The organism is Arthrobacter sp. 05N425 (assembly GCF_056397125.1).
Genome location: NZ_JBFTMU010000007.1, coordinates 41277 through 68118, shown reverse-complemented (window position 1 = coordinate 68118; position 26842 = coordinate 41277). Strand labels below are relative to the sequence as shown.

At 66.5% G+C, this 26842-nt stretch carries 21 protein-coding genes and 1 tRNA gene; 8 read left to right on the top strand and 14 right to left on the bottom strand.

Annotation, left to right across the window (positions count from 1 at the left end; all coding sequences use genetic code 11):
- Window positions 1-525: 525 nt before the first annotated feature.
- Both AC1DGE_RS11185 and rpoB read right to left on the bottom strand, forming a co-directional pair.
- The gene (locus tag AC1DGE_RS11185; RefSeq protein WP_476892119.1) at window positions 526-4425 is read right to left on the bottom strand and encodes a DNA-directed RNA polymerase subunit beta'; all 3900 of its coding nucleotides are present in this window, start codon (window positions 4423-4425) and stop codon (window positions 526-528) included.
- A gap of 105 nt (window positions 4426-4530) precedes the next feature.
- Window positions 4531-8046 (bottom strand): DNA-directed RNA polymerase subunit beta, encoded by a 3516-nt coding sequence (gene rpoB / locus AC1DGE_RS11180; RefSeq protein ID WP_138768564.1) that lies wholly within the window; start codon window positions 8044-8046, stop codon window positions 4531-4533.
- A 399-nt stretch (window positions 8047-8445) separates the two neighbouring features.
- On the opposite strand from rpoB, the gene AC1DGE_RS11175 reads away from it, so the two are divergent.
- Both AC1DGE_RS11175 and AC1DGE_RS11170 read left to right on the top strand, forming a co-directional pair.
- Window positions 8446-9645, top strand: a complete 1200-nt coding sequence (locus AC1DGE_RS11175; protein WP_476917471.1) for an acetyl-CoA C-acetyltransferase — start codon at window positions 8446-8448, stop codon at window positions 9643-9645.
- Window positions 9645-10157: an aminoacyl-tRNA deacylase gene (locus tag AC1DGE_RS11170; RefSeq protein ID WP_441417030.1), complete on the top strand. Its 513-nt coding sequence runs from the start codon at window positions 9645-9647 to the stop codon at window positions 10155-10157. Before AC1DGE_RS11175 ends, AC1DGE_RS11170 begins: the two co-directional genes overlap by 1 nt.
- 108 nt (window positions 10158-10265) lie before the next feature.
- On the opposite strand, the gene AC1DGE_RS11165 is transcribed toward AC1DGE_RS11170, so the two are convergent.
- The 10 genes from AC1DGE_RS11165 to AC1DGE_RS11120 form a co-directional block, all read right to left on the bottom strand.
- Window positions 10266-12098 (bottom strand): bifunctional metallophosphatase/5'-nucleotidase, encoded by a 1833-nt coding sequence (locus AC1DGE_RS11165; RefSeq protein WP_476917470.1) that lies wholly within the window; start codon window positions 12096-12098, stop codon window positions 10266-10268.
- Between the two features lie 205 nt (window positions 12099-12303).
- On the bottom strand, window positions 12304-12678 hold the full coding sequence (rplL, locus tag AC1DGE_RS11160) for a 50S ribosomal protein L7/L12 (RefSeq protein ID WP_441417028.1): 375 nt from the start codon (window positions 12676-12678) through the stop codon (window positions 12304-12306).
- Window positions 12679-12753: 75 nt separating this feature from the next.
- A complete protein-coding gene (gene rplJ, locus AC1DGE_RS11155; protein WP_441417027.1) occupies window positions 12754-13353 on the bottom strand; it encodes a 50S ribosomal protein L10 in 600 nt (199 codons plus the stop codon).
- 291 nt (window positions 13354-13644) lie between these two features.
- Window positions 13645-14763, bottom strand: a complete 1119-nt coding sequence (locus AC1DGE_RS11150) for a GNAT family N-acetyltransferase (protein WP_476892115.1) — start codon at window positions 14761-14763, stop codon at window positions 13645-13647.
- A 148-nt stretch (window positions 14764-14911) separates the two neighbouring features.
- Entirely contained in the window at window positions 14912-16024 is a 1113-nt protein-coding gene (locus AC1DGE_RS11145; RefSeq protein ID WP_476917469.1) for a GNAT family N-acetyltransferase, read from the bottom strand.
- A 95-nt stretch (window positions 16025-16119) separates the two neighbouring features.
- A complete protein-coding gene (rplA, locus tag AC1DGE_RS11140) occupies window positions 16120-16827 on the bottom strand; it encodes a 50S ribosomal protein L1 (protein WP_441417024.1) in 708 nt (235 codons plus the stop codon).
- Between the two features lie 188 nt (window positions 16828-17015).
- Entirely contained in the window at window positions 17016-17447 is a 432-nt protein-coding gene (rplK, locus tag AC1DGE_RS11135) for a 50S ribosomal protein L11 (protein ID WP_003803853.1), read from the bottom strand.
- Between the two features lie 130 nt (window positions 17448-17577).
- Window positions 17578-18384, bottom strand: coding sequence for a transcription termination/antitermination protein NusG (gene nusG, locus AC1DGE_RS11130; RefSeq protein WP_476917468.1), 807 nt, complete (start codon window positions 18382-18384; stop codon window positions 17578-17580).
- Window positions 18385-18496: 112 nt separating this feature from the next.
- Window positions 18497-18781 (bottom strand): preprotein translocase subunit SecE, encoded by a 285-nt coding sequence (gene secE, locus AC1DGE_RS11125; RefSeq protein WP_056738571.1) that lies wholly within the window; start codon window positions 18779-18781, stop codon window positions 18497-18499.
- 79 nt (window positions 18782-18860) lie between these two features.
- Window positions 18861-18933 (bottom strand) — tRNA-Trp (locus AC1DGE_RS11120).
- Window positions 18934-19221: 288 nt separating this feature from the next.
- On the opposite strand from AC1DGE_RS11120, the gene AC1DGE_RS11115 reads away from it, so the two are divergent.
- Window positions 19222-20439: a pyridoxal phosphate-dependent aminotransferase gene (locus AC1DGE_RS11115; RefSeq protein WP_441417022.1), complete on the top strand. Its 1218-nt coding sequence runs from the start codon at window positions 19222-19224 to the stop codon at window positions 20437-20439.
- An 81-nt stretch (window positions 20440-20520) separates the two neighbouring features.
- Here AC1DGE_RS11115 and AC1DGE_RS11110 read toward each other — a convergent pair whose 3' ends face one another.
- Both AC1DGE_RS11110 and AC1DGE_RS11105 read right to left on the bottom strand, forming a co-directional pair.
- Window positions 20521-21210, bottom strand: coding sequence for a LuxR C-terminal-related transcriptional regulator (locus AC1DGE_RS11110; protein WP_441417021.1), 690 nt, complete (start codon window positions 21208-21210; stop codon window positions 20521-20523).
- Complete coding sequence (locus AC1DGE_RS11105; RefSeq protein WP_476917467.1) at window positions 21207-22571, bottom strand: ATP-binding protein; 1365 nt, start codon at window positions 22569-22571, stop codon at window positions 21207-21209. The genes AC1DGE_RS11110 and AC1DGE_RS11105 overlap by 4 nt, the downstream gene beginning before the upstream one ends.
- A gap of 125 nt (window positions 22572-22696) precedes the next feature.
- Here AC1DGE_RS11105 and AC1DGE_RS11100 point away from each other — a divergent pair, with 125 nt between their 5' ends.
- From AC1DGE_RS11100 to AC1DGE_RS11080, 5 genes are all read left to right on the top strand, one after another.
- Window positions 22697-24328, top strand: a complete 1632-nt coding sequence (locus tag AC1DGE_RS11100; RefSeq protein WP_476917466.1) for a PspC domain-containing protein — start codon at window positions 22697-22699, stop codon at window positions 24326-24328.
- 1 nt (window position 24329) lies between these two features.
- Window positions 24330-24590 carry a hypothetical protein gene (locus AC1DGE_RS11095; protein WP_441417018.1) on the top strand — a complete coding sequence of 87 codons (261 nt, stop codon included), beginning with the start codon at window positions 24330-24332 and terminating at the stop codon, window positions 24588-24590.
- Between the two features lie 3 nt (window positions 24591-24593).
- Complete coding sequence (locus tag AC1DGE_RS11090; RefSeq protein WP_441417017.1) at window positions 24594-24848, top strand: PspC domain-containing protein; 255 nt, start codon at window positions 24594-24596, stop codon at window positions 24846-24848.
- A gap of 187 nt (window positions 24849-25035) precedes the next feature.
- Entirely contained in the window at window positions 25036-26061 is a 1026-nt protein-coding gene (locus tag AC1DGE_RS11085; protein ID WP_175321157.1) for a 6-phosphofructokinase, read from the top strand.
- A 56-nt stretch (window positions 26062-26117) separates the two neighbouring features.
- Window positions 26118-26828 (top strand): GNAT family N-acetyltransferase, encoded by a 711-nt coding sequence (locus tag AC1DGE_RS11080; RefSeq protein ID WP_441417016.1) that lies wholly within the window; start codon window positions 26118-26120, stop codon window positions 26826-26828.
- Window positions 26829-26842 lie beyond the last annotated feature (14 nt).

Genomic DNA, 26842 nt, shown 5'->3' with positions numbered 1-26842 from the left:
CCGGAGCGGTCGTTGACGGCCGCTCTCTTGTCGCTTCGCCTCGCCGCTCGAGCTTTGAAGTTCTCTCCAGAGCAGCTGAGGCGAAGCCTTAATAGTCGGACCGCATACCGGGCCTCCGGACTCTCATCCTGGACTGCCCCTAGGCATGCGAAAATGTGGCATACGTTGCACAAGAACCCTGCAAACCGGAAACGTCGTCCTGATTGAACCTTTCGGCTGCAACCGGCGCACTCATCCACTGCCACAATAACAATTAGTCTCAAGTCTAACACGGACGGCCCCCAGCCCTTAATCGGCGGGCTTTCGGGCCCATCCGCCGCCGGCCGCCTCCCGCCGTCGAGTGCTGAGATACGGCCCTTCCGGGGCCCGAAAAGGGCGGCATCGGAGCAACCGACTGACCAGGGGCCGGAGGCGCTGGCACCGGGGACGCGGCAGGCTGCGGGTTAAACGGGGATGGTCCCGCACCTTGCGGTGCGGGACCATCCCTGGCAGAGCTACGACGGCCCGGAGGGGCCGCCGTGGCGGTTAGCGGAAGTCGCTGCCCAGATCGTAGTCATCCAGCGGGATGGCGTGGAACTCAGGAGCTCCGTCGCCGCCCAGGGAGTCGTAGGAGAAGTCGCTGAACGCGCTCGGGCCGGTGAACAGATTGGCCTTCGCTTCTTCAGTCGGCTCCACCGTGACCTCGGTGTAGCGCGGGAGACCCGTGCCGGCCGGGATGAGCTTACCGATGATGACGTTTTCCTTGAGGCCGAGCAGCGGATCGCTCTTGCCTTCCATGGCCGCCTGCGTCAGGACGCGGGTGGTCTCCTGGAAGGAAGCTGCGGACAGCCAGGACTCGGTCGCCAGGGACGCCTTGGTGATACCCATGAGCTCGGGACGGCCGGAGGCCGGCGTCTTGCCCTCGGAGACCACGCGGCGGTTGGCATCCTCGAAGCGGCTGCGCTCGGCGAGCTCGCCGGGCAGCAGATCCGATTCACCGGACTCGATGACCGTGACGCGGCGCAGCATCTGGCGGACGATAACCTCGACGTGCTTGTCGTGGATACCGATGCCCTGGCTGCGGTACACGCCCTGGACTTCGTCAACCAGGAACTTCTGCGCGGCACGGGGGCCCATGATGCGCAGAACCTGCTTGGGGTCGACCGGACCGTTGATGAGCTTCTGTCCGACACTGACGTGCTCGCCGTCTTCGATGAGAAGACGTGAACGGCGCAGCACCGGGTAGGCGATCTCTTCGGACCCGTCATCCGGGGTGATGACCAGGCGCATCTGGCGCTCGGACTCTTCGATGGTGATGCGGCCGGCTGCTTCAGCAATCGGTGCGACACCCTTCGGAGTACGGGCTTCGAAGAGCTCCTGGATACGGGGCAGACCCTGGGTGATGTCGTCGCCACCGCCGGCGGAGACAGCACCACCGGTGTGGAAGGTACGCATGGTCAGCTGGGTACCCGGCTCACCGATGGACTGTGCGGCGATGATGCCCACGGCCTCGCCGATGTCCACGGTCTTGCCGGTGGCCAGCGAACGGCCGTAGCACAGGGCGCAGGTGCCGACGCTGGACTCACAGGTGAGTACGGAGCGGACCTTGACCTCGGTAATGCCGGCTGCGAACAGTTCGGCAATGACGACGTCGCCGCAGTCAGTGCCGGCCGCCGCCAGGACCTTGCCCTTGGCGTCAACGACGTCCACGGCCAGGGTGCGGGCGTACGCGCTGTTCTCGACGTTTTCGTCCAGGACCAGCTCGCCGTTGGCGTCAGCCACCGCGATCGGGGTAACGAGGCCGCGTTCGGTGCCGCAGTCCTCTTCACGGACGATGACGTCCTGCGAAACATCCACCAGACGACGGGTCAGGTAACCCGAGTTGGCGGTACGCAGTGCGGTATCGGCCAGACCCTTACGGGCACCGTGCGTGGCGATGAAGTATTCCAGCACCGACAGGCCCTCGCGGTAGGAGGACTTGATCGGACGCGGGATGATCTCGCCCTTCGGGTTGGCCACCAGGCCACGGATACCCGCGATCTGACGGACCTGCATCCAGTTACCACGGGCACCGGAGGACACCATGCGGTTGATGGTGTTCATCGGGGACAGGCTGTCACGCATCGCCTGGGCGATCTCGTTCGTTGCCTTGTTCCAGATCTCGATCAGTTCCTGGCGACGCTCGTCGTCGTCGATCAGGCCCTTGTCGTACTGGCCCTGGATCTTGGCGGCCATGGTCTCGTAACCGGCGAGGATCTGCGGCTTGTCCGTGGGCACCTCGATGTCCGAGATGGCGACGGTGACGCCCGAGCGGGTTGCCCAGTAGAAACCGGCGTCCTTCAGGTTGTCCAGCGTTGCCGCCGTGACGACCTTCGGGTAGCGCTCGGCGAGGTCGTTGACGATCCGGGACAGCTCGCCCTTGTCGGCAACAGCCTCAACCCACGGGTAGTCCGCGGGCAGCGTCTGGTTGAAGATGACCTGGCCGAGGGAGGTTTCGACCAGTGCGGTCTGACCCGGCTCCCAGCCTTCGGGAGCTTCCCAGCCGGCGTAAGGAACGAAGTCCTCGAGCCGGATCTTGACCTTGGAGTTCAGGTGCAGCTCGTGCAGGTCGAACGCCATGATGGCTTCCGAAACGGAGGAGAAGATCCGGCCTTCGCCAGCTGAACCGACACGCTTGGTGGTCAGGTGGTAGAGACCGATGATCATATCCTGCGAGGGCAGGGTCACCGGGCGGCCGTCGGACGGCTTCAGGATGTTGTTCGAGGACAGCATCAGGATCCGGGCTTCGGCCTGGGCTTCGGGGCTCAGCGGCAGGTGGACTGCCATCTGGTCGCCGTCGAAGTCGGCGTTGAAGGCGCCACAAACCAGCGGGTGGAGCTGGATTGCCTTGCCTTCAACAAGCTGCGGCTCGAACGCCTGGATGCCGAGACGGTGCAGGGTAGGTGCACGGTTCAGCAGCACGGGGTGCTCGGTGATGATCTCTTCGAGCACGTCCCAGACCTGCGGGCGGTAGCGCTCGACCATGCGCTTGGCCGACTTGATGTTCTGTGCGTGGTTGAGGTCAACCAGGCGCTTCATCACGAACGGCTTGAAGAGCTCCAGTGCCATCTGCTTCGGCAGGCCACACTGGTGCAGCTTCAGCTGCGGGCCGACGACGATCACGGAACGGCCCGAGTAGTCGACGCGCTTACCCAGGAGGTTCTGGCGGAAACGACCCTGCTTGCCCTTGAGCATGTCGCTCAGGGACTTCAGCGGGCGGTTGCCCGGTCCGGTGACCGGACGGCCGCGGCGGCCGTTGTCGAAGAGGCTGTCAACAGCTTCCTGAAGCATGCGCTTCTCGTTGTTGACGATGATCTCCGGGGCACCGAGGTCAAGCAGGCGCTTGAGGCGGTTGTTGCGGTTGATCACGCGGCGGTACAGGTCATTGAGGTCGGAGGTCGCGAAGCGGCCACCGTCCAGCTGGACCATCGGACGCAGTTCCGGCGGGATCACCGGGACGGCGTCCAGCACCATGCCGAGCGGGCTGTTGTTGGTGGTCAGGAACGCGTTGACCACCTTGAGCCGCTTCAGGGCGCGGGTCTTGCGCTGGCCCTTGCCGTTGGCGATGATGTCGCGCAGCAGGTCCGACTCGGCCTGCATGTCGAAGCTCTCAAGACGCTTCTTGATGGCCTCGGCACCCATGGAGCCTTCGAAGAACATGCCGTAGCGGTCACGCAGCTCGCGGTACAGGCCCTCGTCACCTTCGAGGTCGGCGACCTTGAGGTTCTTGAAGCGGTCCCAGACCTGCTCGAGGCGCTCGATCTCAGCATCCGCGCGCTTGCGGACGTTGGCCATCTGGCGGTCGGCGGAGTCGCGGGCCTTCTTCTTGTCGGCGGCCTTGGCACCTTCACCCTCGAGCCGCGCGATCTCGTTTTCGAGGTCGCGGGCGATCGTGGCGATGTCGGAGTCGCGGTTGTCGATCAGCTGCTTCTTCTCGATGTCGTGCTCAACCTGGAGGTTGGGCAGTTCCTCGTGACGGGCATCAGCGTCGACGCTGGTGATCATGTAGGCGGCGAAGTAGATGACCTTTTCGAGGTCCTTCGGCGCCAGGTCAAGGAGGTAGCCCAGGCGGGACGGGACACCCTTGAAGTACCAGATGTGCGTGACCGGGGCGGCCAGCTCGATGTGGCCCATGCGCTCACGGCGCACCTTGGCACGGGTGACCTCAACGCCACACCGCTCGCAGATGATGCCCTTGAAGCGCACGCGCTTGTACTTACCGCAGTAGCATTCCCAGTCGCGGGACGGGCCGAAGATCTTCTCGCAGAAGAGGCCGTCCTTCTCGGGCTTGAGCGTGCGGTAGTTGATGGTTTCCGGCTTCTTAACCTCGCCGTAAGACCAGCCACGGATGTCTTCCGCGGTGGCGAGGCCGATCTGCATGAGGCCGAAGGAGGATTCGCTGGACATATGGTCCCTGTTCTCTCTTGTTCTCTAAATTCTGAAGTCTTGGGTTACGGGAAGAGGGAGGTGGCGTCCGACGGCGGGTGGTGACCCGCCGTCGGACCCCGCCTGCTAAACCTCTTCTACGGAACTGGGCTCTGCACGAGACAGATCGATGCCCAGTTCTTCCGCAGCCGTGAAGACTGCGTCATCAGAGTCACGCATTTCAATTGTGGTTCCGTCCGTGGAAAGAACTTCCACGTTCAGGCACAGCGACTGCATTTCCTTGATCAAGACCTTGAAGGACTCAGGAACGCCCGGCTCCGGGATGTTCTCGCCCTTGACGATGGCTTCGTAGACCTTCACACGACCGTGGATATCATCCGACTTGATCGTGAGGAGCTCCTGGAGCGTGTAGGCGGCGCCATAGGCTTCGAGCGCCCACACTTCCATTTCACCGAAGCGCTGGCCACCGAACTGTGCCTTACCACCCAGCGGCTGCTGCGTGATCATGGAGTACGGGCCGGTGGAGCGCGCGTGGATCTTGTCGTCCACCAGGTGGTGGAGCTTCAGGATGTACATGTAGCCGACCGAGATCGGATCCGGGAACGGCTCGCCGGAGCGGCCGTCAAACAGGCGGGTCTTGCCCGAAGAGTTGATCAGGCGGTCGCCGTCGCGGGTGACGTTGGTGGAGTCGAGCAGGCCCGTGATTTCCTCTTCACGAGCACCGTCGAAGACCGGCGTTGCGACAGTGGTCTGGCCACTCTCACGCGGCAGGTTCGGCAGCTGCTTGACCCACTCGGGCTCGCCCTCGATCTTCCAACCGGTCTTGGCAACCCAGCCGAGGTGCGTTTCGAGCACCTGGCCGACGTTCATACGGCCCGGGACACCCAGCGGGTTCAGGACAATATCAACGGGGGTGCCGTCGGCAAGGAAGGGCATGTCCTCGATCGGAAGGATCTTGGAGATAACACCCTTGTTGCCGTGACGGCCGGCGAGCTTGTCGCCGTCGGTGATCTTGCGCTTGGCGGCCACGTAGACGCGCACCAGCTGGTTGACGCCCGGGGGCAGCTCGTCGTCGTTGTCGCGGTCGAAGACGCGGACACCGATCACGGTGCCGGACTCGCCGTGCGGAACCTTCAGCGAGGTGTCGCGCACTTCGCGGGACTTCTCACCGAAGATGGCGCGCAGCAGGCGCTCTTCCGGGGTCAGCTCGGTCTCGCCCTTGGGGGTGACCTTACCTACCAGGATGTCGCCGGCTTCGACCTCGGCACCGATGTGGATGATGCCGCGCTCGTCCAGGCCTGCCAGGACTTCCTCGGACACGTTCGGGATGTCACGGGTGATTTCCTCGGCACCAAGCTTGGTGTCGCGGGCGTCGATCTCGTGCTCCTCGATGTGGATCGAGGACAGGACGTCCTCGGCCACGATCCGCTGCGACAGGATGATGGCATCCTCGAAGTTGTGGCCTTCCCATGACATGAATGCCACGAGCAGGTTCTTACCGAGGGCGAGCTCGCCCTGGTCCGTTGCCGGGCCGTCAGCGATGATGCCGCCGACCTCCAGGCGCTGGCCTTCGTTCACCAGGACACGGTGGTTGTAGCAGTTGCCCTGGTTGGAGCGGGCGAACTTGTTGATCCGGTAGTTGGTCTCCGTGCCGTCGTCGTTGAGCATGATGACGAGCTCGGCGGAAACCTCGGTGACCACACCGGCCTTCTTCGCGATGACTACGTCACCGGCGTCGACGGCGGCGGCGCGCTCCATGCCGGTGCCGACGAACGGCGCCTCGGAGCGGACCAGCGGGACAGCCTGGCGCTGCATGTTGGCACCCATGAGTGCACGGTTGGCATCGTCATGCTCGAGGAACGGGATCAGGGCGGTAGCCACGGACACCATCTGGCGCGGGGAAACGTCCATGAACTCGACGTCGGCGGCGGGAACCAGCACGGGCTCGCCTCCACCACCGCGGGCACGGACCAGCACGGTCTCTTCGGCGAAACGCTTGTTCTCGTCCAGCGGGGCGTTGGCCTGTGCGATCAGCACCTCGGCCTCGTCGTCGGCGGTGAGGTACTGGACCTCATCGGACACGACACCCTCGGAGACCAGACGGTACGGGGTCTCGATGAAACCGAACGGGTTGATGCGTCCGTAGGAAGCCAGCGAACCGATCAGACCGATGTTCGGGCCTTCAGGAGTTTCGATGGGGCACATACGTCCGTAGTGGGACGGGTGCACGTCACGAACTTCCATGCCGGCACGGTCACGGGACAGACCACCCGGACCAAGCGCGGACAGGCGGCGCTTGTGGGTGAGGCCCGAGAGCGGGTTGTTCTGGTCCATGAACTGTGACAGCTGGGAAGTTCCGAAGAACTCCTTGATGGCTGCCACGACGGGGCGGATGTTGATCAGGGTCTGCGGCGTGATGGCCTCGACGTCCTGGGTCGTCATACGCTCGCGGACAACGCGCTCCATGCGGGACAGGCCGGTGCGGACCTGGTTCTCGATGAGCTCGCCGACGGCGCGGATGCGGCGGTTGCCGAAGTGGTCGATGTCGTCGATCTCGACGCGCAGCTCGTGGTCCTGGCCGTCGCGCTTGCCCATGAGGGTCTTCTCACCGGCGTGCAGGGCTACCAGGAACTTGATCATGGCAACGATGTCTTCAACGTGCAGCACGGATGCTTCCTTGTCGCCAAGGGAGCGGTCGATGCCGAGCTTGCGGTTGATCTTGTAACGGCCAACCTTGGCCAGATCGTAGCGCTTGGAGTTGAAGTACAGGTTGTCCAGCAGGGACTGGGCAGCCTCAACGGTGGGCGGCTCGCCCGGTCGCAGCTTCCGGTAGATGTCCAGCAAGGCGTCTTCGCGGGTTTCGGTGGCGTCCTTCTCCAGCGTTGCGCGCATGGAGTCGTACTGGCCGAACTCTTCGAGGATCTGGCCTTCGGTCCAGCCGAGGGCCTTCAGCAGCACCGTGACGGACTGCTTGCGCTTGCGGTCGAGGCGAACGCCGACCTGGTCGCGCTTGTCGATTTCGAGTTCGAACCAGGCGCCGCGGGACGGGATGATCTTCGCGGTGAAGATGTCCTTGTCGCTGGTCTTGTCCGCGGTGCGCTCGAAGTAGGCGCCCGGGGAACGGACCAGCTGGGACACGACGACACGCTCGGTGCCGTTGACGACGAAGGTGCCCTTCTCGGTCATCAGCGGGAAGTCACCCATGAACACGGTCTGCTGCTTGATTTCGCCCGTGTTGTTGTTCATGAATTCGGCCTTGACGTACAGCGGAGCCGAGTAGGTAGCGTCCCGGTCCTTGCACTCGGCCATGGTGTACTTCGGATCAGCGAACTCCGGCTCGGAGAAGCTCAGGGACATGGTGCCCTGGAAGTCCTCGATCGGGGAGATCTCTTCGAAGATGTCAGACAGGCCCGAAGTGGTGGCGACGCTGAGGTCGCCTTCTTCGACGGCCTTCGCGACGCGTGCCTGCCAGCGTTCGTTTCCGACCAGCCAGTCGAAGCTGTCGGTTTGCAGGGCAAGCAGATTCGGAACGTCAAGCGGTTCGTGAATCTTTGCGAAGGAGAGCCGGCGGGTTGCACCGTCGGTGCTGTCGGCATTGATAGCGGTAGCGTTGTTTACATTAGAGGTGCTCGAGGCGACCAAGAGGGATCCTTCCACAGACCTTCAGGCGTTTTCAGATCTCCCCCGTTATGCACCCTGCGAAGTGACTTCGCAGTGCTACCAGTCCGGTTCCGCTATATGACCCGGGACCCGGCTGCCCATGCTGGTGCGCGTTGTAGACGGCACATTGATGGAGCAGCTGTCAGGCTAAGCCCACCGCTATATGAAGGCTGAAGGTAAACAGGGAAGACGCAAATATCTACGATACGGCAAAGCAACCTACTTGTCTACCCCACTTGCGGCGTGAATGCAAGCACGGCCCCCGCTCCCCCACGGCCTCGCCGCGGGCCCACCCACAGCCGGGACGATTCCGCGGAATGGCTCCGTGATGGGGCTCACGATAGCCTTGGAGGACATCGTTAGAGATCGGAAGAGATAACCATGAGCAACTCCGCGGACAACAATGATGTTGTCATCCTCGCCGCCGCCCGCACCCCGCAGGGGCGGCTCAACGGGCAGTTGGCCAGCTTCACCGCCGTCGAACTCGGCGCCCACGCGATCCGGGCGGCCCTGGCCGCCAGCGGAGTGAAGCCGGACCAGGTCGACTCGGTGGTCATGGGCCAGGTCCTGCAGGCCGGCGCGGGCCAGAACCCGGCCCGGCAGAGCGCCATCGGCGCCGGCATCGGCTGGAACGTCCCCACCGTCACCATCAACAAGGTCTGCCTCTCCGGCCTCACCGCCGTGATCGACGCGGCCCGGATGATCCGCAGCGGCGACGCCACGGTCGTCGTCGCCGGCGGCCAGGAATCCATGAGCCGGGCGCCGCACCTGCTGCCCGGCTCGCGGCAGGGCTGGACCTACGGCTCGGTCCAGGCACTCGACGCCGCCGCCCACGACGGCCTCACCGACGCCTTCGACGGGCAGTCGATGGGCCTGTCCACCGAGAGCAAGAACGTCACGCTCGGCATCGACCGCACCTCCCAGGACGAAGTGGCGGCGGCATCGCACCAGCGCGCCGCCACGGCAGCGAAGGACGGGGTGTTCGACGGCGAAATTGCCCCGATCAGCGTCAAGCAGCGCAAGGGCGACCCGATCGTGGTCGGCACCGACGAGGGGATCCGCCCGGACACCTCCGTCACATCCTTGGCGGGCCTGCGCGCCGCCTTCGCCACGGACGGCACGATCACCGCCGGCAACTCCTCCCCGCTCTCCGACGGCGCCGCGGCCCTGGTCCTCACCTCGCGGAAGTTCGCCGAGGACCACGGCCTGGACTACCTGGCCGTCGTCGGCAAGCCCGGGCAGGTCGCCGGACCGGACAATTCGCTGCACTCCCAGCCCTCAAATGCGATCAAGAACGCACTGGACAAGGCCGGCTGGTCCACCGGGGACCTGGACTTCATCGAGATCAACGAGGCCTTCGGTTCCGTGGCCGTGCAGTCGCTCAAGGACCTGGACTACCCGCTGGAACAGTGCAATATCCACGGCGGCGCCATCGCCCTGGGCCACCCGATCGGCGCCTCGGGGGCCCGGCTGGCCCTGCACGCGGCCCACGAGCTGAAGCGGCGCGGCACCGGCAAGGCCGCCGTGTCGCTCTGCGGCGGCGGCGGCCAGGGCGAAGCCCTGCTGCTGTACCGCGACTGATGAGCGAGCTCGTCTCGGGCCAGGACCGCGGCGGCGGTGCCGGCAGGAAGCGTTTCCTCGCCGACGCCGCCGCGCGCGGACTTGAGGTGGAGCTGGTTGAGCGGCTGGCCGCCAGCAGCCTGGAGGAGGCCGCCGGTATCCTCGGGATCGCCCCCGGCGACATCGTGAAGTCACTCGTGGTCAAACACAAGGACGGCAGCTTCCTCTTCGCCCTCGTTCCCGGCGACCGCCAGATCTCCTGGCCCAAGCTCCGCCAGCTGGTCGGCGTCAACAAGCTCTCGCTGCCTGGCGCCGACGTCGCCCTCGCGGCGACCGGCTACGAGCGCGGCACGATCACCCCGCTCGGCAGCACCTCCCCGTGGCCGGTCTATGCGGACAGCACCATCACCGGCCGGCGGATCTCGATGGGCGCCGGCGAACACGGCTACAGCGCGTTCGTCGACGCCGACGCGCTCACCGCGGCGCTCGGCGCCGTCGTCGCGGACATCACCGAGCCGATGCCGGCCGTCTAATACACCCGGGTTAAAACCAACGCGGGGTCACTTCCAGCCCATCCGAGGCCAAAGGATGGGCGAGAGGTGACCCCGCGTTGCTGTTTCCGGCGGAAGAGTCCGTAGGAATCAGGCGGTGACGGTCAGCGGCGCCCCGTTGACCGTGAGCCGCCAGTTGCTTTGGCTGAATACGGCCGCGTCCAGGGTGCCGCGGTCCACGACGTAGTCAATGATGCGCTGCCGGATTTCCTGCTGGCTGTTGGAGAGCACCGGCGCGGTCTTCACGGCCGGGAAGTTCCCTCCGCCGCTCTGCCGGTAGTTGTTAATCGCCATCGCGAATTCCTGGCCGGCCGGGACGGGCGCCCCGCCGTACGTCAGGTTCATGATCCGGTCCCCCACCGGGCGGGCGAGGTCGATCTCGTAGTCCAGCGGGGCGTCCAGGCCGTAGACGACGTCGTAGTTGTAGTCCGGGGTGCCGTTCGGCGCCATCGCGGTGGCCGCGTTCGTGACGTCCTGGGCGCTGGCCGTTGTGCCGGAGACCGGCTTGAAGTACTGCGCGGACCATTCGAGGTAGGCCTTGACCTGGGCGCCGGTGACCTTGATGGACAACAGCGTGTTGTCGAAGATGTACAGCCCGGCCACGTCGCGGATGGTCAGCGGGCCCGCCTTCACGTCCACGGACCGGGAAAACGCGGCCGCGATGGACAGCACCGGGAGCCCGGCTGCCGGCCCGTTGGCCAGCTCCGCCTTGATGGTGCTCGCCTGGACATAGTTGATCGCGTCGATCGCGGCCGAGTCGCCCCAGCAGGCGGTCGCCGTGCTCAGCGGCGCGGTGGACGTGCCGATCACCTGGTTCACGTACTTCACGGTCGCCTGGTGGCCGGCCTGCACGGCGCTGACGACGGCGGGGTCGGCATCGACGGTCTTGGCGTCGAGGAGGTGGGAGTGCGCCGAGACGACGCTCCACTGCCCCCGGTCCTTGGCGAGCTGCAGGTCGATCACGGCGACGCGCATCCCCCACTTGAGGGGTTCGGTCAGGAGCACCTGCCGGCCGGTGGCCTTGTTGGTGACGAAGCGTTCCGGAATCTCCAGGTGGGCGTGCCCGACTAGGATCGCATCGATCCCGGGGACCTCCTCGGCGAGCTGGGTGGAGGCGTTCTCGGGGAACGGCAGCGCATCGCCGTAGGAAGAGCCCGGCGTCGCACCGGAGTGGCTGGAGACGATGACGACGTCGGCTCCGGCCGCCTTCATCTGCGGGATAACGGTCTTGGCCTCCTCGACGATCCCGTTGAAGTCGAGCTTGCCCTGGACGTTGTCGCGGTCCCAGAGCGCGCAGCCGGGGGTCACGAAGCCGACGAGCCCCACGGTCAGCCAGCCGTTCTCGGTCTTGACGCGCTTGAGGATGTACGGGGTGAAAGCGCGCTGGCCGGTGACGGCGTCGTGCACATTCGCGCCGAGCAGCGGGAAATCCAGCTGCTTTTCCCAGGTCCGCAGCAACGGGATGCCGTAGTTGAATTCGTGGTTGCCGAGCGCGACGGCGTCGTAGCCCACGGCGTTCATGGCCAGTGCCATGGGGTGCTTGACGGTGTCGGAGATGGGGTTGACCTTGGCGAAGTAGTAGGCCAGGGGCGTGCCCTGGATCGTGTCCCCGGAGTCGATGGTGAGGGTGTTGCAGGCGCCGCGTTCTGCCCGGACCGCCTTGATCAGGGTGGCGGCCTGCGCGATGCCGATCTTGTTTCCTGCGTTGTCCGAATAAGGCACGTCCTTGAAGTAGTCCCAGTTGAAGACGTTGTTGTGCAGGTCGGTGGTGCCGAGCACGGTCAGCTGGAACTGCTTCTTCCCGTTGGCCGGCGCGGCCTGGGCCGCCGGGGCGCCAGAGAGGGCGGCAGCGGCAGCGCTGCCGCCGACGAAGGCCGCGGTGAGCATGGCGCGGCGGGAGAACGAAGGATTCGGATCGGTCATTGGGTGGACTCCTCAGGGTTTGGCGGCCGGTCGGCACAGAGCCAAAGTCTAGGGGCCGCGCACGCTCCTGAAAAGGAGAGCCCCCAATCATTTACAGAAGATTCACCTGGGCCGGATCCGACCCGGAACGCAGGAAACCCCGCCCACCGGAGTGGACGGGGTTTCCCGAAGCTGGAAAGCTGAATGCCTTCCGGAGCTCAGAGTGTTACTTGAGGGTAACGGTGGCGCCGGCAGCCTCGAGCTGCTCCTTGGCCTTCTCTGCAGCTTCCTTGGTGGCGCCTTCGAGGACAGCCTTCGGTGCACCGTCGACCAGGTCCTTGGCTTCCTTGAGGCCGAGGGAGGTGATAGCGCGAACTTCCTTGATCACTGCGATCTTCTTGTCGCCAGCAGCTTCGAGGATGACGTCGAAGTCAGTCTTCTCTTCAACCTCTTCAGCGGCGCCGCCGGCGGGGCCAGCAACAGCAACCGCAGCAGCGGTAACTTCGAAGGTCTCTTCGAAGAGCTTGACGAACTCGGAGAGCTCGATGATGGTCAGTTCCTTGAAAGCTTCAATGAGCTCTTCGTTGGTGAGCTTCGCCATGGTTGGCGTCCTTCCTATAGTGGTGCTTGGCGGCCGGGGCCGTGCCTTCGCACCGGAGTCTGGTTTGAAAGAGAGTTAGTTCTCTTCGGCAGCTGCGGCTTCGGCCGGAGCTGCGGCTTCGGCGTTAGCCTCGGCTGCGGGGGCTTCTGCTTCTTCAGCGGCGGGCGCTTCGGCAGCTGCCGGTGCACCGTTCTCTTCTTCAAGCTTGAGGCGCAGTGCGTCGATGATGCGTACAGCAGCGGCAGCAGGAGCCTTGAGGACGCCTGCAACCTTGGCGAGCTGCAGCTCACGGGACTCGAGTGCTGCCAGGGCAGCAACTTCGCTGGCGTTCAGTGCCTTGCCTTCGAAGTAACCGGTCTTAATAACCAGCTGCTTGTTGGCCTTGGCAAAATCCGTCAGGCTCTTGGCAGCGGCAACTGCGTCACCCTTGATGAACGCGATTGCAGTGGGGCCGGCGAGCTGGCCGTCGAATGCTTCGACACCAGCTTCCTTGGCTGCAATTGCGGTCAGGGTGTTCTTGACGACCGAGAACTTGGTTTCCTGGCCGAGAGAAACACGCAGCTGCTTGAGCTGTGCAACGGTGAGCCCACGGTATTCGGTCAGGACAGCGGCGTTCGATTCCTTGAAATCGTTAGTGATCTCAGCTACTGCTGAAACCTTGCTAGGCGTTGCCATAACCCTCCTTCCGGGGATAGTGCCGGTTTGTCCGGGTCCCCGCTCAGATGAGCTAAAACTAAAAACGCCCCGCGCAGATGCACGGGGCTTGGCTCAACGCGATCATGCCGCGGAGCTTTGCTTCGTTCACCTGCGCCGGCCGCCCTATGTCAGGGTCCTTCGTCTGGAGATCCACTGGCCCTCCCGGCGCAGCTGCAGAATTGAGCCTTGCTTGGGAGAGTGGATTTCCAACAACCGACGGTCTTTGGTCCCATCAGCTTACGGGAAGGGCACCGTGTGCTCCAAATCGGCTCAGCTGACACTGGGCCGGAAGTCCGGCAGCTCCTTTTGCCAGATGCCCGTCACGCCCGCGGTGGTGAACCCGAGCTGCTGGTTAACGGTGAGGAGGTAGCGGTTTTCCGGAGCGTTCCAGGTATAGAGCACACGCGCGTCCGGGAACTGTTCGGTCAGCCTTTCCATGTTCGCCACCTTAATCAGCAGGCCAAGCTTGTTGCCGCGGTGCTCGCGCAGCACAACGGTGTCGTCCTGGAAGACGACGTCGGGGCGCAGGGCCAGGACGCTGATGGTGGTCAGCCCCACGAGCGTTCCGCTGGCGATGTGCTCGACGGCGGTGACCACCGTCCGGCGTCCCTGCGCGATGGCGACGTCCTCCGCCTCACGGAGGATGCCGCCGTCGAACACCAGAGCCCCGTCGTCGGCGCCGGGGATACCATCCTCTCCGGCCTGGTTCTCCAGCGCGGCGACAGCCTCGAGCCACTGCTCCGGGCAGCGGTCCGTCCAGTGGTGCAGCCGGTAACGTCCGGCGTTGGCTTCTTCCGCCTCGGCCTGCAGCTCGGCGACCAGCTTGCTGTCCAGCGGAAGGGTGCAGGAGCTGAACTGTTCGATGTGCTGCAGGGTGTAGCCGGTGTGCTGCGCGAATTCCACCTCCCGGCTGTTCAATGGCACGAACCCCATCCCGGTACCGGGAATCAGCTGCCCTGCCTTGCTGTCGGCGAGCGTCGCGCCGGGGTGGTTCGTGTCGATCAGGATGATGCGCCTGCCCTCCTCCCGGGCCAGGTGCTCCGCGGCTTCCAGCAACTGCCGCCCCACGCCGCGGCCCTGGAACTCCGGCAGGATGTCGAGGGTGAATTCGGCCAGGTCCAGGTTGTCCGCGAGCGGCAGGGCAATATCCACGGTTCCGACGATCTGGTTGTCGACCTTGGCCACCAGGATCACCTGGCGTTCATAGGGGTCCGCCAATTCCAGCAGCTTCTCCAGCGGCGCGTAGGCCAGGTCATCGCTCCCCCACGTCTGCATCCGGACTTTCCGCCCTACTTCGACGGCGGCAAGGAAATCTGCTGCATCCGGTCCGTCCAGCGAATCCGGGATCCAGAGCTGCTCGACCCGTACCTCGTGTGCCTTAGCGGGCATGTTCCCAGCCATCCTGCCGCCCAATGCTCTACCGCCCCATGCGTTGCCCGGCCCGCGCCGGGCTTTCAAGCGTCAGCATATGCCCGTTTGGGTCCGCATTCCATGGCCGGCACCGGGATGTTTGCGGGCAGCCTCGATGCAGGCGGGGTCACTCGGACGCCGCTGCTGTCCCGGACGTGACGGAGCGTTGCCATTCCCCGTCCCAACCGGCCGGACGGAAGCCGAGGGCCACGTTGATGGCCAGCATGTGGTCGTTTTCGGCGGCGTTGAAGGTGGTGACGCGTTCGACGCGGGGGTAGTCCGCCAGACGGCGGAGGTTGGCGATCTTGACCAGCATGCCCAGGCGGTGGCCGCGGTGGTTGGCGGCCACCAAGGTGTCATCCTGCTCGGCAAGCCACGGCTTGCTGGGCGCCAGCTCGAGGACGGAGTAGGCGGCCAGTTCGCCGCTCTCCCGGTGCCGGGCCGCAGCCACAAGCGAGACGTTGCCGGCCTGTTTCCAAGTGTCCTCCACATGCCGGACGCGTGCGGCGTCCCAGGTTTCCTCGTCAAAGCTGAGGCCTCCCGTGGGCGCGTCCGTGCTCATCCGTGACATCAGCACGGCAAGCTGCTCCACGTGTTCGTCCGGGCAGCGGTCCGTCCAGGTCAGCAGCTCGTACCCGGCGGCCCTGGTCTGCGCGTCCCGCTCCAGGCCGTCCAGCGCCGGCGCCGCGGCAGCGAGATCCAGGCTGCTGAACCGCTCCACCTGCTCGAGCTGGTAGCCTGCCGCCGCGGCGAAACGAACGCCGCGGGCCGCAGCCGGCAGGGCGCCGGTCCCGGTCAGCGGGGCGATCACGTCCGGGCCGTCGGCGTCGAAGTCCGCCGGGTGTTCCGTGAAACTCATCAGGACGCTGCGGCCGTCAGCGGCGGCCAGCTCCTCCGCGTGCTGCAGCAGCGCCCGGCCGATCCCGCGGCCGGCATACGCCCTGAGCACGGCGACGTGCAGGAGTGCCCGGCCAAGGTTCTCCTGCTGCTCGAAGCGGATCCAGGACTTCGCCGCCATCCGGCCGTCAACGCGGACAAAGAAGATCCGCATCCGGGTGTAGGCGTTGTCGCGCCAAAAGCGCAGCCGCGCCGGGGGCGCCGTCGCCCGGTCCAGGCTTCCCCAGGTTTCGAGGGTCAGCGCGTCACAGAGGCGACCGAATTCGTGGAAGTCCGCGGCGTCCGGGGCGTCGATGGTTTCCGGGAGGGTCAGGGGTTCGATGAGGTACGTCGCTGGAGTCACCGGGACAGCCTAACCGGGGTCCGGAATGCAAAAAAGACCGCCCCGCGGACGCGGGACGGTCTTTTCGTTGCTTACTACGGCAATCCGGGAGGGGATTAGACCTCGGTCAGGACCTTGGTGACGTTGGGGTCAACCGAGATGCCCGGGCCGAACGTGGTGGCGACGGTGGCCTTCTGGATGTAGCGGCCCTTGGAAGCGGACGGCTTGAGGCGAAGGACCTCTTCCAGAGCGGCTGCGTAGTTCTCGGCCAGCTTGATGGCGTCGAAGGAAACCTTGCCGATGATGAAGTGCAGGTTCGAGTGCTTGTCGACGCGGAAGTCGATCTTGCCGCCCTTGATGTCGTTGACAGCCTTGGCGACGTCAGCGGTCACGGTACCGGTCTTCGGGTTCGGCATCAGGTTGCGCGGGCCGAGGACCTTACCGAGGCGGCCAACCTTGCCCATGAGGTCAGGGGTGGCGACGGCGGCGTCGAAGTCGGTCCAGCCGCCGGAGATCTTCTCGATCAGGTCGTCGGAACCGACGAAGTCGGCGCCGGCAGCGATTGCGGCCTCAGCCTTGTCGCCCGTGGCGAAGACGAGGACGCGGGCGACCTTGCCGGTGCCGTGCGGCAGGTTGACGGTGCCGCGGACCATCTGGTCGGCCTTACGGGGGTCGACACCGAGGCGGAACGCGACCTCAACGGTGGCGTCGAACTTGGACGGGTTGGTGTCCTTGGCGAGGGTCACTGCCTCGAACGGCGCGTAGAACTTCTCCGCGTCGATCTTGGCGGCGGCTGCCTCATATGCTTTGCTGCGCTTTGCCATGCTGCTTATTCTCCTTGTGCAGTTGTGGTCTGCGGACCGCGCTGGGCCCTGCCACAGTCGGATGCCGAACGGTTGATCCGTTCCTGGTTCCCGACATTTCAATGTTTAGGTGGTGCCGGTCGCCCGGCGGTGCTGTCCGTCGTCGGTTTCGGTTTCCCGGACCCGGCGCCGCATCAGCGGTGGGGGAATTAACCCTCGACGGTGATACCCATGGAACGGGCGGTGCCGGCGATGATCTTCGCGGCGCCTTCCAGGCTGGTGGCGTTGAGGTCTTCCATCTTGGTGGAGGCGATCTCGTTGACCTGGGCCTGGGTCAGCTTCGCAACCTTGACGGTGTGCGGGGTAGCCGAACCCTTGGCGACGCCTGCAGCCTTCTTGATGAGCTCTGCAGCCGGCGGGGTCTTGGTGATGAACGTGAATGAACGGTCTTCGTAGACGGTGATTTCAACCGGAATAACGTTGCCGCGCTGGGCTTCCGTCGCAGCGTTGTACGCCTTGCAGAATTCCATGATGTTGACACCGTGCTGGCCAAGCGCAGGACCGATCGGCGGGGCCGGGTTAGCGGCACCTGCCTGGATCTGCAGCTTGATGAGGCCGGTGACCTTCTTCTTGGGAGCCAATGTAGGGTCCTTCTCTCAATTACGTCCTGGGACACAGGAGCGTGCCTCAGGTTGTTGGCCGCCATGGCGAGGCGGCCTGCCGCTCCAAGGCTGCTAAGCGGGCAGCCCGGGGCGAATTCTGTCGGTGTTGCTAGATCTTGCTGACCTGGTTGAACGCCAGCGTGRCCGGGGTCTCGCGCTCGAAGATGGAGACCAGCACCACGAGGGTCTGCGAATCCACCTTGATCTCGGAGATCGTGGCGGGGAGGGTCTCGAAGGGACCTTCCTTGACGATAACGGATTCGCCGACCTCGAAGTCGACGTCGACCGCGGCGGCTGCGTGCTTGACCGGCTTGCCCTTCTCGGCCTGCTCTTCTTCGAAGACCGGGGCGAGCATGGAGAAGACCTCGTCGAGGCGCAGCGGCACGGGGTTGTGGGCGTTGCCCACGAAGCCGGTGACGCCGGGGGTGTGGCGGACGGCGCCCCACGAGGCGTCGGTCAGGTCCATGCGGACCAGTACGTAGCCGGGGATGCGGACGCGGTTGATGACCTTGCGCTGAGCGTTCTTGATCTCAACGACTTCCTCCATCGGGACCTGGATTTCGAAGATGTAATCTTCCATGTCCAGGGTCTGGATGCGGGTCTCAAGGTTTGCCTTGACGCGGTTTTCGTAGCCGGCATACGAGTGGATGACGTACCAGTCACCCTCCTGGCGGCGCAGCTTGGCCTTGAATTCGTCGGCGGGGTCGACCTCGGCCGCGGCGGCGGCAGCCGCGAGGGCGTCGCCTTCCTCGCCGGTTCCGGTTTCCTCGGCAGCTACGGCCTCGTCAGCAGTCTCATCGGCGGCGTCGGATTCGGGCGCAGCAGACACAGCCTCGGACTCTTCCGTGGCTTCCGCCGCGGCGTCCTGGCTCTTATCCAGCTCAGTCTCAGTTACCTCGAGCTCCTGCTCAGACACTTGGTCTCCTGCTTCCTCATTGCCTAACATGCCTATTTAAATGACTCAATTCCGCACACCCCGCGGAAGCTCCGGTTTCCCGGAGGTCCACGCAGTCTGCGGACCGGTCGCCTTAGCGGTCCGTGGCGCCTGTTCCGCCGAATACCCAGCTCACTCCGGTCCCGAAGGCCAGGTCCAGCAGGGTGACGATCACCATCATGATGACCACGAACACCAGCACCACGAGCGTGTAGTTGATCAGTTCCTTGCGGGTGGGTGCAACGACTTTCTTCAGTTCACCGATGACCTGGCGGACGAAGAGTGCAATCCGAGCGAAGAATCCTGCCTTAGGGGCATTCTTGGCGGGGCGGCCTTTGGAGCTGCTGGCAGCTGTTTCGGTCACCTGATCCTCACTCATCCTCGCGATGTCGGATACCCGGCTCTGGACTGAACCATGGTTGCTGCGCTGGTTCCGATAAACCCCGGAACAGCTTGCGCAGGGCAGACAGGACTCGAACCTGCAACCTGCGGTTTTGGAGACCGCTGCGCTACCAATTGCGCCACTACCCTATGGATCGAAAACCGGTCAGACCGCGCATTTCCGCAGGCTTCCCTGAGGCGCACGCCATCATCGTGTTTTCAACACCGGAGAACCAGTCTACGCAACAACTGCGTCCACGTCGAACCGGCTCCGTCCGGACCCCTGGCTGCCTGCGGAAACGGCGGACCCTAAAGCCGCATTCCCGCTCTGGGTCACATTCATACCCGGCACCCCGGAGGATCCGCTGAACAGCATAGAGTAGATTTCGTCGAATCCCCTCATCCAGCCACGAGCTGAACGCGAAGAACGGACCCGCAATGCCTGCCGCCCGCATTTCCCAGCGCATTTCCGCCATAGCCGAATCCGCCACACTGGCTGTCGATGCCAAGGCGAAGGCGTTGAAGGCGGCCGGCCGGCCGGTGATCGGCTTCGGCGCCGGCGAACCCGATTTCCCGACTCCCGGCTACATCGTCCAGGCAGCCATCGAGGCCGCGGGCCAGCCGAAGTACCACCGGTACTCCCCCGCCGGCGGACTGCCCGAGCTGAAGCAGGCCATCGCGGACAAGACCTTCCGGGATTCCGGCTACAAGGCCGAGGCATCCCAGGTGCTCGTCACCAACGGCGGCAAGCAGGCTGTCTACAACACCTTCGCCACGCTGCTGGATCCGGGCGACGAAGTGATCGTCCCTGCGCCGTTCTGGACCACTTACCCGGAGGCGATCCGGCTGGCCGGCGGCGTTCCGGTGGAGGTCTTCGCCGGCCCGGAACAGGGCTATCTGGTCACGGTGGAGCAGCTGGAAGCGGCCGTCACGGACCGCACCAAGATCCTGCTCTTCGTCTCCCCGTCCAACCCCACCGGCGCTGTCTACTCCCCGGAGCAGGTCCGCGAAATCGGCCAGTGGGCGGCCGCCAAGGGCCTCTGGGTGGTCACCGACGAGATCTACGAGCACCTGACGTACGACGGCGTGCCCTTCACCTCGATCGCCACGGCCGTCCCCGAGCTCGGCGACAAGGTGGTCATCCTCAACGGCGTCGCCAAGACCTACGCCATGACCGGCTGGCGGGTGGGCTGGATGATCGGCCCGGCCGACGTCATCAAGGCCGCCACCAACCTGCAGTCGCATGCCACCTCCAACGTTTCCAACATCATGCAGATCGCTGCCCTCGCGGCAGTTTCCGGCCCGCTCACGGCGGTCGATGAGATGAAGGTGGCCTTTGACCGCCGCCGGAAGGCCATCGTGGCCGGGCTCAACGCGATCGAGGGCGTGGACTGCCCCACGCCCAAGGGCGCCTTCTACGTCTACGCCGACGTCCGGGCGCTGCTGGGCAAGGAGTTCCCCACCGCGAACGGCCCGGTCCGGCCCTCGACGTCGGCCGAACTCGCCGCGCTGATCCTCGACGAGGTGGAAGTCGCTGTGGTGCCGGGCGAGGCCTTTGGCCCCTCCGGTTACCTGCGCTTGTCCTACGCACTGGGCGACGAGGACCTCGCCACCGGCGTCGGCCGCCTCCAGGACTTCCTCGGCAAGGCCAAGTAGCGGCCCGAACCTCTGATGCTCCCTCACATAGGGTCCCTAAGCCGCCGGCTTGGGGACCCTACGTGATGGAGCATCTTGGGGTTAGAGGAGGCGGCGCTCCGCGGCCCAGCGGGTCAGCTCGTGCCGGCTGGAGAGCTGGAGCTTGCGCAGTACCGCCGAGACGTGGGTTTCTACTGTCTTGATCGAGATGAACAGCTCCTTGGCCACTTCCTTGTAGCTGTAGCCCCGCGCGATCAGCCGCATCACCTCAAGTTCGCGGGCCGACAGCCGRTCCAGTTCGTCGTCGGCGATGTCCGCCGGGGCGGTGCCGAAGGCGTCGAGGACAAAGCCCGCCAGCCGGGGTGAGAAGACGGCGTCGCCACCCGCCACGCGGCGCACCGCGTCGCTGATCCCCGCCCCTGAAATGCTCTTGGTGACGTAGCCCCGCGCTCCGGCGCGGATTACGGAGACGACGTCCTCGGCGGCATCCGAAACGCTCAGCGCAAGGAACCTGGTGCTGCCCAGCAGCGCCGCGGAGCCGGCCAGGACCTCGCGTCCGCCGCCGCCCAGTCCGCCGGGAAGATGGACGTCCAGCAGCACGACGTCGGGACGCGCCTCGGCGATGACGGCGACGGCTTCTTCTACGGTGCCCGCCTCGCCGACCACGAGGATGCCGGGATCCAGGTCGGCCTTCAACCCGGAGCGGAAGATGGCGTGGTCATCGACGATCACCACGCGCGTGGCCACGGGAGGGGTCCCGGCCCCGCTGCTGGCCAAGGGCTGGGTGCTCATGGTTGGTCCTCTCCGTTGGTTCTGGTGCCGTTGCCGGCGGCTGTGTTGTTGGTGGTGGCAGCGAGCGGCAGCCTGAGCCGCACCTCGGTACCGTCGGGGCCGCTGGCGATGGCGGCGGTGCCTCCGTGGCGCCGCATCCGGCCGATGATGGATTCCCGGACGCCCAGGCGGTCGGCGGGGATCGCGCCCGGATCGAACCCCGGCCCCCGGTCCTTGACGAAGACCTCGGCGGCGTCATCGGTGACTTCCAGGTACACCGAGACGGCGCCGCCGCCGTGGCGGGCCGCGTTGAGCATGGCCTCGCGGGCTGCCTGGACGAGGGCCTCGAGGCGTTCTGTCATGGCGCAGTCCCCCACGGTCACGACTTCCACGGCGTGCCCCAGGGAGTCCTCGACGTCCGCGGCGGCAGCCTTGAGCCCGGCGGAGAGCTGGCCCGAGTCCGGCCCGGGGTCGCGGTAGAGCCAGCCCCGCAGCTCCCGTTCCTGGGCGCGGGCGAGGCGGACGACGTCGTGCTCGTTGGCGGCGCGCCGCTGGATCAGCGCCAGCGTCTGGAGCACGGAGTCGTGCAGGTGGGCGGCGATCTCGGCCCGTTCGGTGGCACGCACCCGGCCGGCGCGCTCGGCCTCCAGATCACGCCAGAACTTCAGGCCCCAGGGCAGCAGCACCAGCGCCACGCCGCCCAGGACGGCCACGGAGGCCAGCAGCGCGAGCCAGGTCTGCTCCCAGGAGCCCGAGCCGGACACCATCAGCAGCACCCCGGCCACCACCAGGGCGAGCCCGGCCGCGAGCCTTGCCCAGCCCCCGGCTTGGTCGGCCTTGGTCTTGTCCACGAGGCCGGCCCGCCGCGTTTCATCCAGCTGCATCCAGGCGATGGCGGCGCCGCCCAGGATCGCGGCAACCGGGATCAGTGTGCCCAGCGGCACGTCCAGGCCAAAGAGCCGGGCGATCAGGATGCCGGCCGCCAGCAGCAGCCCGGCGCCGAGCAGGATTTCCTTGCCGTACGGCATGCCCGGGAACCGCGTCCGCCAGGCCCCTGCCGGGACGCCGGCGCCGGCATCCACGCCGACGCCTCTCCCCCCGCCTACCGCGGGACCGCCTACCGCGGGCGCGCTCACCGCGGGAGCGATCGGCGACGCCGGCTGACGGGCGTTGCGCTTAGAGTTCTCGTCCGCGGTGGGCACCATGATCCAAAGCCAGGCATAGAACRCGACCCCGGCGCCGCCCGCGAGCGCCGCCACCACCATGCCGATCCGGACCATCCGCACCGGCCAGCCCAGATGATGGGCCAGGCCCGCGCAGACGCCGGCGATCACGCGGTCGCTGCTGCGGACCAGCGGCGGGCGGGAAACGGCTGTCGTCATGGGTCAATCCAAACACGGACCGGGGTTTCCCGGAGCCGTTTTCGGGCGGAACCGGGGACCGCTCAGGGGCCGTTCAGGGTCTTCCCCAGTAGAGCGCCGGGCCCCCTGGGCGGGAGGATCGAGGTATGAACCCGCACACTCCGCACCCAGATGAGGACCCGAACGCTTCGGGCCGTCCGGATAGCACTCCGGACGCCACTTCCGGCGGCCCCGCCGACACCACTGCGGCGGCCGGCGAACCAGCGCAGGAGGCTCCGCCGCTTTACCCGCCGGGCGGCCCGTACCCGTCCGGCCCCGGGGCCACCCCTCCGCCGTACACCGGCGCCCCGCCGGCCCCGGGCGTGCCGCCGCAGAATTTCTTTGACTGGATCCGCAGTCACGGGATCTACCGCGGCCGTCAGCGCTGGGTCGGCGGCGTCGCCAGCGGCATTGCCCAGCGGCTCGGCGTCGACCCCTTGATCGTGCGCGGCATCCTGATCGTTCTGACCGTGTTCGCCGGCGTTGGCGTCCTGTTCTACGGCCTGGCCTGGGCGCTGCTGCCGGAGCCGGACGGCCGGATCCACGTCCAGGAGGCGGCCGCCGGCCGCTGGAGCTCGGGCATGACCGGCGCCCTGATCACCACCATCATCGGGTTCCCCAGCCTGGGCAGCGGCGTCTGGGGCTGGGACCGCTACGGCTTCGGCGCCTTTGTCTGGACCGTGTTCTGGGTGGGCGGCGCCATCTACGTCATCTACTACCTCACGCAGCGCAACAAGGCCAGGGCCGGCGGACCCCCCGCGTCCCCAGGGCCGGGGACGGAAGGTGCCGGCTGGAGCGCGGCGGCCGCCGGCACCTACGGCACCATGTCCGGCACCGGCACCGGCCCGGGCAACCCCGCCACACCCGGCGACAGCGCCCTCGACGGCACCTACGGGAGCACCTACGAGAGCACCTACGGCGGCACCGGGCCGACCCCCACCGGCACCAACCAGACCCTCCCGCTGGAAGGACTCCCGGCGCGGAATTGGGAGGACCATTCCGGAGCTGCCCCCGGCTGGGCGGCACCGCCCCCCGCCGGCCCCACCCCGCCCTACGGCGGCGGTTACGGCCCCGTGCCGCCGGCCGCGCCGGTGCCGGCCCCCAAGCCCCGCAACCAGGGCCCCGGCGCTTCTGCCGTGGCGGTAACCGCCGGCATCGCGCTCCTGGTCGGCGGCGGCATCAAGGCCCTCGACGCCGCCCACGCGATCAACCTCGGCACCGCGGGCAACGCCGTCGTATGGGCCAGCGCCGCGGCGGTGCTGGGTCTGGGGATTCTGGTCTCCGGGCTCCGGGGCCGGACGGCGGGCATCCTGGGGTTCTTCGCCGTCGTGGCACTGATCATCGGCGGGATCTTCAACCTGGTGCCCAACGCTGACCGGGCCCGCTTCCAGAACATCGACTGGGCCCCGGCGAGCATCGAGCAGGCCCGGGACGGCTTCGACATCACGGGCGGGACCGGCACGGTGGACCTGACCAAGCTCAACCTGAACCCGCCGCTGGGTTCCGACGTCGTGGTCCGGCTGGATGCCACGGCGAGCAATGTCACGGTGGCCATCCCCACCAGCGTCCCGGTCCAAGTCCAAGCGGACATGACGATGGGAAACCTCAGCGACAGCCGCGGCAACCACGGCGGCATGACCACCCAGCAGAACGACTACAACACGGACAAGCCCGGCAGCCGCCTGATCGTCAAGATCTCGGGGACCCTGAGCAACGTCACCGTGAAGGAAGGGAACTGACATGAGCAGCTATGACCCGGCGGACACGCCGGCAGGGCCCTCGACCGACGGCGGTCCGCGGGCCCGCGTGGGAACCGTGGTTTGGGGGCTGATCGTGCTGGCGCTGGCCGCGCTGATCATCATCTCCCGGCTGGGCCTCGTCGCCCTGAACGGAACCTATGTGCTGATCGGCCTGATGATCGGGGCCGGCGCCGCGCTGGTGGTCGGCGGATTACTGTCCGCCCGCAGACGTGACAAAGACACTACGACAGGGAAGTCTTGAACCATGGATAAGTTCTTCAGCATCGTCCGGGGCCTAGGCCTGAAACGCGGTCCGCAGCGCTGGCTGGGCGGCGTATGCGGCGGGATCGCCGCCAAGCTGAACGTCGACGTCGCGTACGTCCGGATCGGGTACCTGCTTTTCGCCCTCATCCCCGGCCCCGCCTTCGTGTTCTACCTGGCAGCCTGGCTGATCCTGCCGGACCAGCGGAACGCGATCATCCTCGAGTCCTTCCTGGAGAGGCGCGCCGGTCGGCCCTGACCCGGCCCTGAGCCGCGGCGGCAGCCGCCTGCCCCACCACGAACGCGCAGTGCCCCCGCCGACTCCGGCGGGGGCACTGCGCGTGGGTCACCGTTTGTGTGCTGCCCCACATCCGCGATTACACTTCTAGGTGAGCTCAGCGTGGCGCTCTGCCTGTACCCCTTCGAACCAGGATTTGAGCCGAGACATGAAAATTGGAATCCTCACCAGCGGCGGAGACTGCCCCGGACTGAACGCCGTGATCCGCGGTGCCGTCCTGAAAGGCATCGCCGTCCACGGCCACGAATTCGTGGGGTTCCTGGACGGCTGGCGCGGCGTGGTCGAAGGCGACATCATCGACATCCCGCGCGCGCTGGTCCGCGGCATCGCCAAGCAGGGCGGGACCATCCTCGGCACCTCCCGGACCAACCCGTTCGAGAACAACGGCGGCCCCGAGGTCATCAAGGCGAACATGGACCGCCTCGGCATCGACGCCATCATCGCCATCGGCGGCGAAGGCACCCTCGCCGCCGCGAAGCGCCTGACCGACGCCGGGCTGAAGATTGTCGGCGTGCCCAAGACCGTCGACAACGACCTCGACGCCACCGACTACACCTTCGGATTCGACACCGCCGTCGAGATCGCCACCGAGGCCATCGACCGCCTGCGCACCACCGGGGAATCCCACCACCGGACCATGATCGCCGAGGTCATGGGCCGCCACGTCGGCTGGATCGCCCTGCACGCCGGCATGGCCTCCGGCGCCCACGCCATCCTGATCCCGGAGCAGAAGGCCTCCATGGAACAGATCACCGAATGGGTCATCTCGGCCCGCGACCGTGGCCGCGCGCCGCTGGTCGTCGTCGCGGAAGGCTTTGTCCCCGAGGGTCAGGAGTCCCCGCACTCCGAGCGCGGACTGGACACCTTCGGCCGGCCGCGCCTCGGCGGCATCGCCGAACTGCTGGCCCCCGAACTGGAGGCCCGCACCGGCATCGAGACCCGGGCCACGGTGCTGGGCCACATCCAGCGCGGCGGTGTCCCCACGGCCTTCGACCGGGTGCTGGCGACCCGCCTCGGCATGGCGGCGATCGATTCGGTGGTGGAGCAGCGCTGGGGAACCATGGTGTCGCTGAACGGCACCGACATCGTCCATGTCGGCTTCGACGCCGCCTTGGGCAACCTCAAGAGCGTGCCGCAGCACCGCTACGAGGAAGCGGCCGTTCTCTTCGGCTGAGGCGTCCCCGGTCTGGGCTTTCCCGGCTGGGCGTTGCCGCTGGGTAGGGTTGAGGCATGACTCTTGCGCCCGGTTCCGCTGAAATCATCCAGCTCGCGTGGGCCCGCCGGCTGGGGCTCGACGACGGCGCTTTTGCCACCGCCGCGGGTCGCCGCCTCACCCGGGTGGACGACGCGGCCCGTTCCCTGCAGTTCGTCCGCCTGTTCGGCAGCTCCGCCCTGGTCGGGCCGGGATGGGCCATCGACGCCGCGGCCGGGTACTCCGAGGAGGAGCTGGCGCAGCACGTCACGCTGCTGACCATCACGCGCGGGCACGGCGGCCACGGCCTGGGCGCCGCCGCACTCTTCTTCGCCGACGACCTGCCGCTGCAGCAGCCGGCCGAGGAGCTGACCGTCTCGCAAGGGAACCCGGAAGCGATCGAACTCGAAGCACTGTGCCCGCCGGACGACGTCAACGAGGTCGGCCTCGCGGACCTCGAACACCGCTTCACTATCATGCACGTCGAAGACGGCCGGCGGACGCCCGTGGCCTGCGGCGCCTACACCGAATGGGAAGGCATCTTGGCACAGCTTGGCGTGCTGGTGGCCCCCGAGTGGCGGCGCCGCGGCGTCGGCACCCTGGCCGCCTCGATTGCGGCCCATGAGGCGCTGGCCTCGGGGTTGACGCTGCAGTGGCGCTCCGATGTCAGCAACAAGGGCTCGCTGGCCCTGGCCCGGAGCCTGGGCTTCACCGCCGGCGGCATCCAGACCAGCGTGCTGCTGGGCTAGTCGGGCCGGGTCCG

What these genes read in the sequence shown, in the direction of transcription:
- AC1DGE_RS11090 (WP_441417017.1), top strand. Translation starts at nt 24,594, where the DNA reads ATGGATAAGTTCTTCAGCATCGTCCGGGGCCTAGGCCTGAAACGCGGT.
- AC1DGE_RS11080 (WP_441417016.1), top strand. Translation starts at nt 26,118, where the DNA reads ATGACTCTTGCGCCCGGTTCCGCTGAAATCATCCAGCTCGCGTGGGCC.
- rplL (WP_441417028.1), bottom strand. Translation starts at nt 12,678, where the DNA reads ATGGCGAAGCTCACCAACGAAGAGCTCATTGAAGCTTTCAAGGAACTG.
- AC1DGE_RS11170 (WP_441417030.1), top strand. Translation starts at nt 9,645, where the DNA reads ATGAGCGAGCTCGTCTCGGGCCAGGACCGCGGCGGCGGTGCCGGCAGG.
- AC1DGE_RS11175 (WP_476917471.1), top strand. Translation starts at nt 8,446, where the DNA reads ATGAGCAACTCCGCGGACAACAATGATGTTGTCATCCTCGCCGCCGCC.
- rplA (WP_441417024.1), bottom strand. Translation starts at nt 16,827, where the DNA reads ATGGCAAAGCGCAGCAAAGCATATGAGGCAGCCGCCGCCAAGATCGAC.
- AC1DGE_RS11185 (WP_476892119.1), bottom strand. Translation starts at nt 4,425, where the DNA reads ATGTCCAGCGAATCCTCCTTCGGCCTCATGCAGATCGGCCTCGCCACC.
- AC1DGE_RS11100 (WP_476917466.1), top strand. Translation starts at nt 22,697, where the DNA reads ATGAACCCGCACACTCCGCACCCAGATGAGGACCCGAACGCTTCGGGC.
- AC1DGE_RS11165 (WP_476917470.1), bottom strand. Translation starts at nt 12,098, where the DNA reads ATGACCGATCCGAATCCTTCGTTCTCCCGCCGCGCCATGCTCACCGCG.
- secE (WP_056738571.1), bottom strand. Translation starts at nt 18,781, where the DNA reads ATGAGTGAGGATCAGGTGACCGAAACAGCTGCCAGCAGCTCCAAAGGC.
- AC1DGE_RS11150 (WP_476892115.1), bottom strand. Translation starts at nt 14,763, where the DNA reads ATGCCCGCTAAGGCACACGAGGTACGGGTCGAGCAGCTCTGGATCCCG.
- AC1DGE_RS11115 (WP_441417022.1), top strand. Translation starts at nt 19,222, where the DNA reads ATGCCTGCCGCCCGCATTTCCCAGCGCATTTCCGCCATAGCCGAATCC.
- AC1DGE_RS11085 (WP_175321157.1), top strand. Translation starts at nt 25,036, where the DNA reads ATGAAAATTGGAATCCTCACCAGCGGCGGAGACTGCCCCGGACTGAAC.
- rplJ (WP_441417027.1), bottom strand. Translation starts at nt 13,353, where the DNA reads ATGGCAACGCCTAGCAAGGTTTCAGCAGTAGCTGAGATCACTAACGAT.
- AC1DGE_RS11095 (WP_441417018.1), top strand. Translation starts at nt 24,330, where the DNA reads ATGAGCAGCTATGACCCGGCGGACACGCCGGCAGGGCCCTCGACCGAC.